Here is a 13,501-nt window from a genome sequence, read left to right as displayed (position 1 = left end):
ATGAAAGATATTCTGCAAGAGTTGGAAACCCGCCGCGCCGATGCCCGTCTGGGTGGCGGGCAGGCCCGCATCGACGCACAGCACGCCCGGGGCAAGCTGACGGCGCGCGAACGGGTGGAACTGCTGCTCGATGAGGGCAGCTTTGAAGAATACGACATGTTCGTCACCCATCGCTGCACCGATTTCGGGATGGAAAAGAACCGCCCGGCAGGCGACGGAGTTGTGACCGGCTGGGGCACGGTCAATGGCCGCATGGTCTATGTGTTCAGCCAGGACTTCACGGTTCTGGGCGGGTCGGTTTCGGCCACCCATGCGATGAAGATCTGCAAGATCATGGATATGGCGATGCAGAACGGCGCTCCGGTGATCGGAATCAACGACTCGGGTGGTGCGCGCATTCAGGAAGGTGTGGACAGCCTTGCGGGCTATGGCGAGGTGTTCCAGCGCAACATCATGGCATCGGGTGTGGTGCCGCAGATCAGTGTGATCATGGGGCCGTGCGCGGGTGGGGCGGTCTACAGCCCTGCGATGACCGACTTCATCTTCATGGTGAAAGACAGCTCGTACATGTTCGTCACTGGCCCCGACGTGGTGAAGACGGTGACCAACGAACAGGTGACCGCAGAGGAACTGGGCGGCGCGTCCACCCATACCAAGAAATCCTCGGTCGCGGATGGCGCGTTCGAGAACGACGTTGAGGCGCTGGCCGAAGTGCGCCGTCTGGTCGACTTCCTGCCGCTGAACAACCGTCAGCCCAGCCCGACGCGGCCGTTCTTCGACGATGTGGACCGTTTGGAGGAATCGCTAGACACGCTGGTGCCCGAAAACGCCAACACGCCCTACGACATGAAGGAACTGATCCTGAAGATCGCGGATGAAGGCGACTTCTACGAGATTCAGGAAGACTTCGCCAAGAACATCATCACCGGCTTCATCCGCCTGGAAGGGCAGACCGTGGGTGTGGTTGCCAACCAGCCGATGGTGCTTGCCGGTGTTCTGGACATCGACTCTGCCCGCAAGGCGGCGCGGTTTGTGCGGTTCTGTGACTGCTTCGGCATTCCGATCCTGACGCTGGTGGACGTGCCGGGCTTCCTGCCGGGGACCAGCCAGGAATATAACGGCGTCATCAAACACGGCGCGAAGCTGCTTTTTGCGTATGGCGAGGCGACGGTGCCGAAGGTGACGGTCATCACCCGCAAGAGCTATGGCGGCGCTTATGTGGTTATGGCGTCCAAGCACCTGCGTGCGGATGTGAACTATGCGTGGCCGACCTCGGAGATCGCCGTGATGGGAGCCAAGGGGGCGACCGAGATCATCCACCGTGCCGATGCGGGCAATGCGGAAAAGATCGCGGCACACACCAAGGAATATGAGGACCGCTTTGCCAACCCGTTCGTGGCGGCAGAGCGCGGCTTCATCGACGAGGTGATCCAGCCCCGCAGCACGCGCAAGCGGGTGGCGCGGGCGTTCGCTGCGCTGCGGTCCAAGCAGCAATCGATGCCGTGGAAGAAGCACGACAATATTCCGCTTTGAGGGGTGCCGGGCTGAAGCCCGGCCTACGAGTTAGGCAGTCATGGCACGTAACGGCTGGCACATTCTGCGCGACGAAACCGGGCTGACCTTGGCCCGGCATGTTCCTGCGCGCTTTGATGTGTCGGTTGTGTCAGACCTTCCGATGTGCGACGCGGGTCGTCTGGCGCGACAGGTTCGGCAGGATGTCTGTCGGGCCTTGCAGCGCGTGAGGGGGTTTTCCCCCGTCGTGCGGGTGGAACGTCTGGCGGACGTGATGCGTGTCACGGCAGGTGGGCGTTTGCCCCGGTCCAGTCAATCCGCCTGTGTCTCGGATCGGCTCGAAGCTGTCTTGACCGATCCGGGCAATCGGGCGCGCTGGCTTCGTTGGGCCAGCGGGCGCACATATCTGGCGCATGTGTTCGCGGTGTTTCTGGCGCTGCCTGTTCTTGCCGATGAGCCCTTGGACGTGCCCTCCGGTCAGCCTGTGACGTTCCACGAGATGCTGTGGGACCGGCCGGGTGGGGGGCTGATTTACCGCTTCCGGTTCGTCGCGCCCGAGATCGGGCAGGAGGGCCGCGCCTATGAGGATGTGGAAGTTGACATGCACCATCTGTGCGAGACCTTCGCCATCCCGCGCCTTGCGCAAACCGGGCCACAGCCCAGCCAGATCGTGATTTCCTTCAGCCAGCAAGAGACCGAATTCGGCGTCGCCACGGAAGACGTCACCCAGTTTTTCGAGGCGTATCGCGTCGAAGGCGAGACCTGCATCTTGGAGTTTTTTTGATGCTTCCACAACATGTTGCGACACTCCGCGCGGGCCGCGTCCGGTTTGAGTCTTTTGCGTCACAGGGCCGCGATGTTGCGGGCTGTGGATATCTTTTGTCTGTGATTTCAGGATATTCTGGGACGGACTGCACCCAAGCAGTCATTACCTCGAACCGAGGACAGGCAGGACCAGCAGGTCCTGTTGGGTCCTTTGAACCTGACAGGAGAACTAGATGTCACAGAGCATCAAGCTTCTTGCCGCAGTCGGTCTTTTTGCAGTTTTGTCCGCATGCGGACAGAAGCAGGCCGAAGAAGAGTTTGTGGTTATCGACCCTGAGCCGATCAGCCACGAGCCCATGTACACAGGCAAGTACAAGTAACCTTGAAACGGGGCGGGCAGAGGCGCTCGCCCCCTTTTCACCGATGCTGTGCGGGGGTGTCCCATGCTGAAGCATCGCGGCTTTCCGGGGCGGCTTCCCGGAACGGATTTCCAATTCGTCATTCGCAGACCGAACCCCAAAGGGGTTACGCCGCTGATCAAGCGCGAACGGTATCGCGACCGCAAGTCTGTCGACCGCAAGGCCGATGCTGTCTTCATGGCAGCGCTTTGGGCGCATTTCGGAAATGAGCCGTTCGAACGCGGCAATCTGGATGCGGGGCGGCTAAGCTGGCTCTTTGGCCGTGAAGTGCTGCCGTATGACGATCCGTTTGACCCGGTAAGCTATGAGTCGCTGCTCATCATCAACGAACCGGTGGCGCGCGTGTCGTTTCCCGAGGCGTTTGAGGACGGGGAATGGGCGTGATGTTGCTTACGGCGGGTCAGTTTGGGCGGGAAAAAGCCGACACCTTGGGTTGTATTCCATTTTTCATTGACGCGTTAGGCGGTTGTGCCACTGTGGACCTGTTCCTAGTGACATGGCGTTGGCAGATTGCGCCTTTTGTTCACCGTTACCCTTCCCCTGTCGGGCGCCTTGGTTACACCCCATGCCAAGCGCCCGACTTTTTCTGTTCTGGATCAGAATGTTACAGGGACGGGCAAGGATCTGCCCAAAATCCGGCCGATGGGGAGAAAGGCTGGAACAACTGGCTGATCCGGGGTGTTACTGCAAAACAGGCACAGACCCGCAAAGGAGCAGACACATGGACACTCACACCTTCAAACCCACCCGGATTTTCGCCGTTGTCGCGCTGCTGGGCCTCTCGGCCTGCGGTGACACGCTGGGCGAACAGGCGCTCTTGGGCGGTGCGGCCGGTGGCGGCACAGCGGTTGCGGCAGGGGGCGATCCGCTCACCGGGGCGGCTGTTGGCGCTGCGGCCAATGTCGCCTATTGCCAGACATATCCGGAACGCTGCTGACGCGTCAGCGCGCCCGAATTACTCACGGATTTCGACCGTTCGGACTCAGCGTCCGGGCGGTCTTTTTTATGCCATCGCTGCGGGATGTGTCCCCGGCCAAGAAAAGACTGACGGAAAGGGACAGACATGTTCGACAAGATCCTGATTGCCAACCGGGGCGAGATCGCCTGCCGCGTGATCAAGACCGCCCGCAAGATGGGCATCAAAACGGTGGCCATCTATTCGGATGCCGACAAACACGCGCTGCATGTCGAAATGGCGGATGAGGCGGTGCATATCGGGCCGCCGCCCGCGAACCAGTCCTATATCGTCATCGACAAGGTGATGGACGCGATCAAACAGTCGGGCGCACAGGCGGTGCATCCGGGCTATGGTTTCCTGTCCGAAAACCCTAAATTCGCACAGGCGCTTGAAGCCGCAGGCGTGGCCTTTGTCGGCCCGCCTGTAAAAGCCATCGAGGCGATGGGCGACAAGATCACGTCGAAGAAGATCGCGCAGGAGGCCAACGTCTCGACCGTCCCGGGCTATATGGGCCTGATCGAAGACGCGGATGAGGCGGTCAAGATTTCGAATGAGATCGGCTATCCGGTGATGATCAAGGCCTCTGCCGGCGGTGGCGGCAAAGGCATGCGGATCGCGTGGAACGACACGGAGGCGCGCGAGGGCTTTCAGTCGTCCAAGAACGAGGCCGCGTCCTCGTTTGGTGATGACCGCATCTTCATTGAAAAATTCGTCACCCAGCCGCGCCACATCGAGATTCAGGTGCTCTGCGACGCGCATGGCAACGGGATATACCTGAACGAGCGCGAATGTTCGATCCAGCGCCGGAACCAGAAGGTTGTCGAAGAAGCGCCCAGCCCGTTCCTTGACGAAGCCACCCGCAAAGCTATGGGCGAACAGTCGGTCGCACTAGCGAAGGCTGTTGGCTACACCAGCGCAGGCACGGTGGAATTCATCGTCGATGGCGACCGGAATTTCTACTTCCTCGAAATGAACACCCGCCTTCAGGTGGAACACCCGGTGACCGAGCTCATCACCGGCGTTGATCTGGTGGAACAGATGATCCGCGTTGCCAATGGCGAGCCACTGTCGATCACGCAGGACGACGTTAAGATCAACGGCTGGGCGATTGAAAACCGGCTTTATGCCGAAGACCCGTATCGCGGCTTCCTGCCGTCGATTGGCCGTTTGACCCGTTACCGCCCGCCTGCCGAAGGCCCGCTGGGCGATGGCATCGTGCGCAACGACACCGGTGTGTTCGAAGGCGGCGAGATCAGCATGTATTACGACCCGATGATCGCCAAACTGTGCACCTGGGGCCCGGACCGCGCCACTGCGATCGAGACCATGCGCAACGCGCTGGACAGTTTCGAGGTGGAAGGCATTGGTCACAACCTGCCGTTTGTGGCCGCGGTGATGGATCATCCCAAGTTCATTTCCGGCGACATGACCACGGCCTTTATCGCCGAGGAATATCCCGACGGCTTTGAAGGGGTGACGCTTGGTGACGCCGCGCTGCGCAATATCGCGGCGGCCTGTGCGGCGATGAACCGGGTGGCCGAAATTCGCCGCGCGCGCATCTCGGGCACGCTCGACAACCACGAGCGCCGGGTGGGCGAAGAGTGGAACGTCGCGCTTCAGGGTGTCGATTTTGACGTCACCATCGCGGCTGACCATGACGGGTCAACAGTGCGCTTTGCGGATGGATCCGAGATCCGGGTCAGCGGTGACTGGACACCGGGCGATCAACTGGCCCGCATGACGGTCAATGGCACGCCGTTGGTGATGAAGGTGGGCAAGGTGTCTGGCGGCTTCCGCATCCGTTCACGCGGAGCCGAGCTGAAGGTCCATGTCCGCACCCCGCGTCAGGCGGAACTGGCCCGCATGATGCCCGAGAAAGTGGCCCCGGATACGTCCAAGCTGCTACTCTGCCCGATGCCCGGTTTGATCGTGAAGATCGACGTGGAAGAGGGGCAGGAAGTGCAGGAAGGTCAGGCGCTCTGCACGGTCGAGGCGATGAAGATGGAAAACATCCTGCGCGCCGAACGCAAGGGCACCGTGTCCAAGATCAACGCGGCGGCGGGCGACAGCCTGGCCGTGGACGATGTGATCATGGAGTTCGAATAAGGCCGTGACCCCAGCTGCGCGCATATCAGGCCGCGACCCGGTGTGGACTGACCGCACCGGGTGGGAAAGGGCCTATCCGCGCGGCAACCCGTCGGTGCGTTCCTGGATCTCCTGCTGGCGGGTCGGCATCTTGTCGATGGCGCGGCTGATTTCACGGACGTCCCAGGGCAGGGGCTTGCGGTGTTTGACGCCGCCATCCTTGTCGATGATCGCCAGCATGAACCCGCGCGGCCGGAGGGCGGTGCGGGCCGGGGTTCGTTCCGCCGGGTTGGTGTCGGTGATGATCACGACGTCGCGCAGATCGAGCGCGTGCAGATCGCTGGTCAGGTACTGCATCTGTTGCACGTATCGCGGATCGGCGGGGCTGTCGGCAAAGACCACGACGGGGCGCTTGATCCAGAGGAATTCCTCAAGCGTCACGGTTTCGGCGGACCGGATCATGTCGACGGACAGGTCGTCGACGGTTGCACCGGACTCCTGCGCCTGTCCCGCAATCGGGGCGGACAGCATGAGAGATGCAAGCACTGCGGATAAGACTTTGTTCATACCCGAAAACATAGGGCGAGCTCTGCACAATGCGAAGGCACGAAGCGCGTCCACACGCAAAAAAGTGACCGCGCTCCTGCGGCACGGCTCTCGACCCATTCCACAATCGCACCTGTGCACATGCGGCAGGGTGCGGATGACGACAAGAGGAACAGACAGAAGATGACGTCCAAGACAGACACATGGCGCGCGCTGGCCGAAAAGGAACTGCGCGGGAAATCGGTCGACTCGCTGACCTGGAAGACGCTCGAAGGGATCGAGGTTCAGCCGCTCTACACCGAGGACGACATCAAGGACCTGCCGCATCTGGGCACGCTGCCGGGTGAGGCACCGTTCACGCGTGGTGTTAAAGCGACCATGTATGCCGGTCGTCCCTGGACGATCCGGCAATATGCGGGGTTCTCGACCGCGGAGGAATCGAACGCGTTTTACCGCAAGAACCTGGCGGCCGGTCAGCAGGGGGTGTCTGTCGCGTTCGATCTGGCCACGCACCGAGGCTATGACAGCGACCATGAGCGGGTTGTCGGCGATGTCGGCAAGGCCGGTGTGGCCATCGACTCTGTCGAGGACATGAAGATCCTCTTCGACGGAATCCCGCTGGATCAGGTGTCGGTGTCGATGACGATGAACGGCGCGGTCATTCCGATCCTCGCCAGTTTCATCGTCGCGGGCGAAGAGCAGGGTGTGGATCGTGCTCTGTTGTCGGGGACGATCCAGAACGACATCCTCAAGGAGTTCATGGTCCGCAACACCTATGTCTACCCGCCCGAGCCGTCGATGCGGATCATCGCGGACATCATCGAATACACCTCGAACGAGATGCCGAAGTTCAACTCGATCTCGATTTCCGGCTACCACATGCAGGAAGCGGGCGCGAACCTTGTGCAGGAGCTGGCCTATACGCTGGCGGACGGCAAAGAATACGTGCAGACTGCGATGGCACGCGGCATGGACGTGGACAAGTTCGCCGGGCGTCTGTCGTTTTTCTTTGCCATCGGCAAGAACTTCTTCATGGAGGCGGCGAAACTGCGCGCGGCGCGTCTGCTCTGGCACCGGATCATGACCGATCTGGGCGCGAAGAATGACCGCTCCAAGATGCTGCGCACGCATTGCCAGACCTCTGGCGTGTCGCTGGCGGAACAGGACCCCTACAACAACGTGATCCGCACCGCTTTCGAGGCGATGAGCGCGGTTCTGGGCGGCACGCAGTCGCTGCACACCAATGCGTTGGATGAAGCGATTGCGCTGCCGACCGAGTTCAGTGCCCGGATCGCGCGGAACACGCAGTTGATCTTGCAGGAAGAAACCGGCGTGACCAAGGTGGTCGACCCGCTGGCGGGATCTTACTACGTCGAGAAGCTGACCCATGATCTGGCCGAAGCCGCGTGGAAGTTGATCGAAGAGGTCGACGAGATGGGCGGCATGACCAAGGCCGTGGCCTCTGGCATGCCCAAGCTGCGGATCGAGGAAACGGCAGCGCAGCGTCAGGCGGATATCGACCGGGGCACCGATGTGATCGTGGGTGTGAACAAGTACCGGCTCGCCAAGGAAGACCCGCTGGACATTCTGGATGTGGACAACGTCAAGGTGCGGCAGAGCCAGATCGCCCGGCTGGAGAGCATCCGAAGCACCCGCGATCAGGCGGCCTGCGCTGCGGCGCTGGCCGAACTTGAGAAACGCGCAGCCGAAGGCGGCAATCTGTTGGAAGCGGCGGTTGAGGCTTCCCGCGCCCGCGCCACGGTAGGAGAGATCAGCATGGCGATGGAAAAAGTGTTCGGCCGCCACCGGGCCGAGGTGAAGACATTGGCGGGCGTCTATGGCGCGGCCTATGAGGGCGACGAAGGCTTTGCAGCCATCCAGCGGTCGGTCGAGGCGTTTGCCGAGGACGAAGGCCGCCGTCCGCGTATGCTGGTCGTAAAGATGGGGCAGGACGGCCATGACCGGGGTGCCAAGGTGATCGCGACGGCATTCGCGGACATCGGCTTTGACGTGGATGTGGGGCCGCTGTTCCAGACCCCGGCCGAGGCCGCGCAGGATGCCATCGACAACGATGTGCATGTGATCGGGATTTCCTCTCAGGCGGCTGGGCACAAGACTTTGGCGCCGCAACTGGTGCAAGAGCTGAAGGCGCAGGGTGCGGGGGACATTCTGGTGATCTGCGGTGGGGTCATCCCGCAGCAGGACTACCGGTTCCTCTATGACGCCGGGGTCAAGGCGATCTTCGGGCCGGGGACCAACATTCCGGAAGCCGCGCAGGACATCCTGCGGCTGATCCGCGAAGCGCGCGGTTAACGCACGGGTAGGCGGACGCGTCGACGCGTCCGCTGTTTTCCGTTGACGGAAAACCTGCCGCGTGTGTCAATGTCCGCATGAAATTCGAACTGGATCATATCGCGGTTGCGGGCGAAACGCTGGAGGAGGCGGTGCGCCACAGCGAAGAAGCGCTGGGCGTGACGCTGGGTGCTGGCGGTCAGCACGCGCATTATGCCACGCATAACCGGGTTCTCGGGCTTGAGAACGACCTTTACTTCGAGGCCATTGCCCCCGATCCCTCGCAGCCCAAGCCGGGCTATCCGCGCTGGTTCGGGCTGGATGATTTTGACGGTCCGGCCCAGCTCGACAAGTGGATCCTGCGTTGCGATGACATCGAGGCCGCGCAGCGGACGTTCCCCGAAGCCGGAGAGCCGGTGGAGCTGTCGCGGGGCGATCTCAGTTGGACCATGCTGGTGCCTCCGGATGGCCGCTTGCCTTTTGGCGACCAATTCCCCGCGATCATCCAATGGCACACCGACACACCGCCGGGAATGACCTTGCAAAGTGCCGGGTTGCGGCTTGAGGCGTTGACGATTTGTGGGCCGGATGTGACCGATCTTCAGGCGCGGTTGGCCCCGGTTCTGGATGATGACCGGGTGATCTATCGCACCATGGCTGACCGGATGATGCAGGCCGTGTTTCTGACCACCAGCGGGAGACGTATCCTCACATGATCATCCGACCCGCGCGCGCCGACGATGCCGAGGCGTTGACGGTGATCCTGAATGACGTGATCGCGAACACCACGATCACCTTCACCTCGGAGCTCAAGACCGTCGACTATGTGCGCGACGATATCGCCGCCAAGGGGCCTGCGTTTCTTGTGGCCGAGACGGACGGGGTGGCTGTCGGCTATGCCAGTTATTTTCCGTTTCGCAACGGTCCCGGCTATGCGCGGACCAAGGAACATTCCATTGCTTTGACCAAAGAGGCTCGTGGCACCGGGGCCGGACGAAAGCTGATGACGGCGTTGGAGGGCGTGGCACGGGCCGAAGGTGTGCATTCGCTTTGGGCAGGTGTGAGCGCGGAAAACCCGGCAGGTCATGCCTTTCACCGTGCGATTGGCTTTACCGAGGTGGCGACGCTGTCCGAGGTGGGGTTCAAGTTCGGGCGTTGGATCGACCTTGTGCTGATGCAGAAAAAGCTCTGATGCCGCACTGACAAAACCGGGCGTTTGCCGTAGGATGCGGTTATGTCGATCTGGTCGCGCATTGCGGATGCTCTTTCGGCCCTTGCCTCGGGCGAGGGTCTTGCAACGGTGTTTGACCGCCTGCGCACGCCGCCGGAAAAGACCGTGGCCTTCACTATTGCCGTGATTGCTCTGTCGGCCAAGATGGCCAAGGCGGATGGTCTTGTGACCCGTGACGAGGTGATGGCGTTCCGCGAAGTGTTCCACATCCCGCGCGAAGACGAGTCGGGCGCGGCCCGCGTGTTCAACCTTGCCCGGCAGGACGTGGCCGGGTTCGAGGAATACGCCAAGCGCATCCGCGCGATGTTCGGGCCTGATCAGGGAACCTTGTGTGACCTGATGGAAGGCCTGTTTCACATCGCGATGGCGGATGGGACCTATCACCCCGGTGAAGACGCGTTCCTGCTGCGGGTGGCCGAGATTTTCGAGTTGCCCGAAGGGTCGTTCCGCCGCTTGAAGTCGCGCTTTGTCCCGGATGCAGAGCCTGACCCGTACGATGTGCTGGGTGTCGAGCCGGGGATGTCACTTGACGAGATCCGCGCAACCTGGAGGCAGCTTGTGCGAGAGAGCCATCCGGATCGTATGATCGCCCGAGGCGTGCCGGAAGAAGCGGTGAAGCTGTCGGAACGGCGGCTGATCGACATCAACCGCGCCTGGGAAGAGATCGCGGCGCGCGAACACGCCTGATGCCGATATGACGCGGCGCAGATGAGACTTGCCACCTACAATGTCGAATGGTTCGACGCGCTGTTCGATGACTCGGGTCTCCCGATTGCGGATGGGTCGTGGTCTGCGCGGCATGACGTGACCAAGGCCATGCAGACAGAAGCGTTGGGGATCGTGTTCACGGCGTTGGACGCGGATGTGATCATGGTGATCGAAGCGCCGGACACCAGCCGCAGCCGCAATACGGTGCGGGCGCTGGAAGCCTTTGCCAAGGCGTTTGATCTGCGGACGCACAGCGCTGTCATTGGGTTCAGCAATGACACCCAGCAGGAAATTGCGGTGATGTACGATCCCTATGTGGTGGATATACGCCATGATCCCAAGGGACAGGCCCCTGTGCCCGGCGCGCCGCAGGTGGCGGGCGCGCCGAGGTTTGACGGGACGTTCCGCATCGACCTCGATATCGACGCGACCGAGGACAAGGTGGTGTTTTCGAAACCGCCGCTCGAGGTTGAAATGACGGTGTTGGCGACCGGGCAGGTGATCCGCCTGATCGGGGCGCATCTCAAGTCGAAAGCGCCACATGGGGCCACCAACCGCGATGCGGTGATGCGGTTGTCGATTGCCAACCGGCGCAAGCAATTGGCGCAGGCGATCTGGCTGCGGGCGCGGGTGGCGGAACATCTGGAGGCAGGCGATCCACTGATCGTTATGGGCGATCTGAACGACGGTCCCGGTCTGGATGAGTACGAGCATCTTTTCGGGCGCAGTTCGGTCGAGATCATCCTGGGGGATGGGGATGCGGTGCTTTACGATCCACATGCATCCAAGGCGCTGTTGCGGCGGATCGGGGCGCAGCCGACCACGGCGCGCTTCTACATCCCGCACGAGGATCGGTATCTGCAGGCATTGCTGGACTACATCATGGTGTCGCGCGACCTGCGGTCCAAGGCCAAACGCTGGCGCATCTGGCACCCGTTCGATGATCCGGTCTGTTGGAACACACCCGAACTACGCGAGGCGTTGCTGACGGCGTCGGATCACTTCCCGGTTACTCTGGATCTGTAACTCTAGGTGAAATTTCTGTGGAGCATGCTTATATAGACCGCATGAAACAAATACCCGCATATGTTCTGGTGGCCGCCTTGTCGGCCTCTGCCGCTTCTGCCGAGGAGGGCACAAGCCTGATGGAAGAAGGCGCAAAGCTGTTCTTTCGCGGGCTTATGGAAGAGATGGAGCCCGCCCTGCGCGAGCTGGAAGGTCTGGCTGAAGAGATCGAGCCCGCCATCCGCAGCTTTGCCGAGGAGATGGGCCCTGCCTTGCGCGATCTGATGGAACAGGTCGAGGATTGGTCGGCGTATGAGCCGCCGGTCGTTTTGCCCAACGGGGATATCCTGTTGAAACGAAAACAGGATGCGCCGCGGCTCGAAGCGCTCCCGCCGCCCGAGGACGGCGAGATCGATATCTGATTATTCTGCCGGTTGGACGTAGGCGTTTTGGCGTGACGGCTTGAGGGCCGCATTGGTCAGCAGTGCGCCGCCTGCAATCGACAGGATTGCCAGAAGTGCTGCGATGGACAGTGTCGGCACACCCGCCAGACCTGCGCCCACGGTACATCCTCCGGCCAGAACACCCCCGACGCCCATAAGGACTGCACCGCCCGCATAGCGACCGGTTTCGGCGGGCGCGTGGAAGGATTGCCACTGGAAGCTGCCGAAAAGCAGCGACGAGACCAATGCACCGACCAGCACGCCTCCGATCAGGCCAACCCCAAAATTCGCCGGGATGGAGGTGGAAGCGATGGACCAGAAGAGCGTGTCCGCGAAGGGTGCCGTGAAGGACAGGCTTTGCAGCGCGACGGGGTCGAAATCGTCATAGAGCACGAAACCGGTGCCGATCCAGCCCGCAGGGACCAGAGCGCCCAGCAGGGCTGCCATGATCAGGGTCGTTGCGCGGTTGCCCGAACGGGCGGCAAAGGCCAGCGCCGCCAGGACGATGACCAGCGACCACAGCACTGCGCCGCCGGGCAGGGAAGCGAGGGACAGGGTGTCGCCCAAAGGCACGGTGACCGCGCCCAGTGTTGTGCGGACCGGGGCCAAGACGCCTTTCAGTGTCGCGTGCGCGGTGATCGCGAAGACCATCAGTACGAACACGGCGCGCAGGTTGCCGGTGGCCGACAGAACTGTCAGGCGCGAGGCACAACCACGGGTGAGCACCATACCCGCGCCGAACATCAGACCGCCCAGAATGATGGCCAGCACCGGCAGGTCGCCTGCCATGAAACGGTGCTCGTCGAAGGTGATAAGACCCGACAGAACGCCAGCCTGCGTGCCCAGAACAGCCACCGCCAGCGCGGTCAGCCAGACGCCCATTGCCTGACGGCGATCGTCCCCGACAAGCCCGCGACGGAAGCAGAACTTGGTGCGCTCTGCCAGCAGGCCAAACGCGGCGCCAAGGACCAGCGCAAGACCCACTGCCACCTGCGGCGCGGTAAAATTTTCAAAGCCAAGGGATTCGAACATGGGTCTGTCCTTCCATGAAGTTGAAAGGCAGATGGCGGGAAAATTTCCCTGTGACAAGGCCGGGGGGTGCAGCAAGAGGTGCAGTTTTGGGGATCGGTTCCTGTGATTTTGGCTGATTTCTGAACGCCGTTCCGATTTTTCGGGAAAAATCGGAGGCGACGTTCAGGGTGGAGCAGCCACCCCGATCCAATTGATCTTATTTTCTGCCTGTCTTTTCTGCCTGTCCGGTTCAGCGTCCCCGGATACGCGGGTCAAGCGCGTCGCGAAGGCCGTCGCCGAGGTAGTTCACGCTCAGCACCGTCAACGAGATCGCGATGCCGGGCAGGTACACCCGTTCGGGGAATTGCTGCATCCGTTGTACCGCGTCGGCCAGCATCTTGCCCCAAGTCGGGAAGTCCGACGGGAAGCCGACGCCAAGGAAGCTGAGGGCGGACTCCGTAATGATCGCCGTTGCAAGGCCCAAGGTGGCCGACACCATGATCGGAGACAGCACGTTGGGCAGCAG

At 61.8% G+C, this 13,501-nt stretch carries 15 protein-coding genes; 12 read left to right on the top strand and 3 right to left on the bottom strand.

Annotation, left to right across the window (positions count from 1 at the left end):
- The 6 genes from JJ869_RS00490 (at window position 1) to JJ869_RS00465 (ending at window position 5,760) form a co-directional block, all read left to right on the top strand.
- Window positions 1-1,533 (top strand): acyl-CoA carboxylase subunit beta, encoded by a 1,533-nt coding sequence (locus JJ869_RS00490; RefSeq protein ID WP_292263920.1) that lies wholly within the window; start codon window positions 1-3, stop codon window positions 1,531-1,533.
- Window positions 1,534-1,573: 40 nt separating this feature from the next.
- The gene (locus JJ869_RS00485) at window positions 1,574-2,296 is read left to right on the top strand and encodes a DUF6497 family protein (protein WP_292263918.1); all 723 of its coding nucleotides are present in this window, start codon (window positions 1,574-1,576) and stop codon (window positions 2,294-2,296) included.
- Window positions 2,297-2,510: 214 nt separating this feature from the next.
- Window positions 2,511-2,657 carry a hypothetical protein gene (locus tag JJ869_RS00480; protein ID WP_292263916.1) on the top strand — a complete coding sequence of 49 codons (147 nt, stop codon included), beginning with the start codon at window positions 2,511-2,513 and terminating at the stop codon, window positions 2,655-2,657.
- 63 nt (window positions 2,658-2,720) lie between these two features.
- Complete coding sequence (locus JJ869_RS00475) at window positions 2,721-3,080, top strand: hypothetical protein (protein ID WP_292263913.1); 360 nt, start codon at window positions 2,721-2,723, stop codon at window positions 3,078-3,080.
- Window positions 3,081-3,417: 337 nt separating this feature from the next.
- Window positions 3,418-3,633 (top strand): hypothetical protein, encoded by a 216-nt coding sequence (locus tag JJ869_RS00470; protein WP_292263911.1) that lies wholly within the window; start codon window positions 3,418-3,420, stop codon window positions 3,631-3,633.
- 126 nt (window positions 3,634-3,759) lie between these two features.
- Complete coding sequence (locus JJ869_RS00465) at window positions 3,760-5,760, top strand: acetyl/propionyl/methylcrotonyl-CoA carboxylase subunit alpha (RefSeq protein WP_292263909.1); 2,001 nt, start codon at window positions 3,760-3,762, stop codon at window positions 5,758-5,760.
- A 72-nt stretch (window positions 5,761-5,832) separates the two neighbouring features.
- Here JJ869_RS00465 and JJ869_RS00460 read toward each other — a convergent pair whose 3' ends face one another.
- Window positions 5,833-6,306, bottom strand: coding sequence for a DUF4174 domain-containing protein (locus JJ869_RS00460; RefSeq protein WP_292263908.1), 474 nt, complete (start codon window positions 6,304-6,306; stop codon window positions 5,833-5,835).
- Between the two features lie 162 nt (window positions 6,307-6,468).
- On the opposite strand from JJ869_RS00460, the gene scpA reads away from it, so the two are divergent.
- The 6 genes from scpA (at window position 6,469) to JJ869_RS00430 (ending at window position 11,943) form a co-directional block, all read left to right on the top strand.
- On the top strand, window positions 6,469-8,598 hold the full coding sequence (scpA, locus tag JJ869_RS00455) for a methylmalonyl-CoA mutase (RefSeq protein WP_292263906.1): 2,130 nt from the start codon (window positions 6,469-6,471) through the stop codon (window positions 8,596-8,598).
- A 77-nt stretch (window positions 8,599-8,675) separates the two neighbouring features.
- Window positions 8,676-9,293 carry a VOC family protein gene (locus JJ869_RS00450; protein ID WP_292263904.1) on the top strand — a complete coding sequence of 206 codons (618 nt, stop codon included), beginning with the start codon at window positions 8,676-8,678 and terminating at the stop codon, window positions 9,291-9,293.
- A complete protein-coding gene (locus JJ869_RS00445; RefSeq protein ID WP_292263902.1) occupies window positions 9,290-9,769 on the top strand; it encodes a GNAT family N-acetyltransferase in 480 nt (159 codons plus the stop codon). The genes JJ869_RS00450 and JJ869_RS00445 overlap by 4 nt, the downstream gene beginning before the upstream one ends.
- 42 nt (window positions 9,770-9,811) lie before the next feature.
- Window positions 9,812-10,495, top strand: a complete 684-nt coding sequence (locus JJ869_RS00440; protein ID WP_292263900.1) for a molecular chaperone DjiA — start codon at window positions 9,812-9,814, stop codon at window positions 10,493-10,495.
- A gap of 21 nt (window positions 10,496-10,516) precedes the next feature.
- Window positions 10,517-11,542, top strand: a complete 1,026-nt coding sequence (locus JJ869_RS00435; protein WP_292263897.1) for an endonuclease/exonuclease/phosphatase family protein — start codon at window positions 10,517-10,519, stop codon at window positions 11,540-11,542.
- A gap of 41 nt (window positions 11,543-11,583) precedes the next feature.
- Window positions 11,584-11,943: a hypothetical protein gene (locus JJ869_RS00430; RefSeq protein WP_292263895.1), complete on the top strand. Its 360-nt coding sequence runs from the start codon at window positions 11,584-11,586 to the stop codon at window positions 11,941-11,943.
- Here JJ869_RS00430 and JJ869_RS00425 read toward each other — a convergent pair whose 3' ends face one another.
- Together JJ869_RS00425 and JJ869_RS00420 are read right to left on the bottom strand one after the other, a co-directional pair.
- Window positions 11,944-12,996: a YeeE/YedE family protein gene (locus JJ869_RS00425; RefSeq protein WP_292263892.1), complete on the bottom strand. Its 1,053-nt coding sequence runs from the start codon at window positions 12,994-12,996 to the stop codon at window positions 11,944-11,946.
- Between the two features lie 229 nt (window positions 12,997-13,225).
- A partial coding sequence (locus JJ869_RS00420; RefSeq protein ID WP_292263889.1) for an ABC transporter permease subunit occupies window positions 13,226-13,501 on the bottom strand: 276 nt, incomplete at its 5' end.

The sequence above is a fragment of the Marivita sp. genome, from assembly GCF_017643905.1.
Lineage (GTDB): Bacteria > Pseudomonadota > Alphaproteobacteria > Rhodobacterales > Rhodobacteraceae > Marivita.
Note: the sequence above shows the minus strand (reverse complement) of the source record. Positions and strands in the feature narration are given on the sequence as shown.

Coding starts and splice junctions, on each gene's coding strand:
- JJ869_RS00490 (WP_292263920.1), top strand. CDS start 1: ATGAAAGATATTCTGCAAGAGTTGGAAACCCGCCGCGCCGATGCCCGT.
- JJ869_RS00485 (WP_292263918.1), top strand. CDS start 1,574: ATGGCACGTAACGGCTGGCACATTCTGCGCGACGAAACCGGGCTGACC.
- JJ869_RS00480 (WP_292263916.1), top strand. CDS start 2,511: ATGTCACAGAGCATCAAGCTTCTTGCCGCAGTCGGTCTTTTTGCAGTT.
- JJ869_RS00475 (WP_292263913.1), top strand. CDS start 2,721: ATGCTGAAGCATCGCGGCTTTCCGGGGCGGCTTCCCGGAACGGATTTC.
- JJ869_RS00470 (WP_292263911.1), top strand. CDS start 3,418: ATGGACACTCACACCTTCAAACCCACCCGGATTTTCGCCGTTGTCGCG.
- JJ869_RS00465 (WP_292263909.1), top strand. CDS start 3,760: ATGTTCGACAAGATCCTGATTGCCAACCGGGGCGAGATCGCCTGCCGC.
- JJ869_RS00460 (WP_292263908.1), bottom strand. CDS start 6,306: ATGAACAAAGTCTTATCCGCAGTGCTTGCATCTCTCATGCTGTCCGCC.
- scpA (WP_292263906.1), top strand. CDS start 6,469: ATGACGTCCAAGACAGACACATGGCGCGCGCTGGCCGAAAAGGAACTG.
- JJ869_RS00450 (WP_292263904.1), top strand. CDS start 8,676: ATGAAATTCGAACTGGATCATATCGCGGTTGCGGGCGAAACGCTGGAG.
- JJ869_RS00445 (WP_292263902.1), top strand. CDS start 9,290: ATGATCATCCGACCCGCGCGCGCCGACGATGCCGAGGCGTTGACGGTG.
- JJ869_RS00440 (WP_292263900.1), top strand. CDS start 9,812: ATGTCGATCTGGTCGCGCATTGCGGATGCTCTTTCGGCCCTTGCCTCG.
- JJ869_RS00435 (WP_292263897.1), top strand. CDS start 10,517: ATGAGACTTGCCACCTACAATGTCGAATGGTTCGACGCGCTGTTCGAT.
- JJ869_RS00430 (WP_292263895.1), top strand. CDS start 11,584: ATGAAACAAATACCCGCATATGTTCTGGTGGCCGCCTTGTCGGCCTCT.
- JJ869_RS00425 (WP_292263892.1), bottom strand. CDS start 12,996: ATGTTCGAATCCCTTGGCTTTGAAAATTTTACCGCGCCGCAGGTGGCA.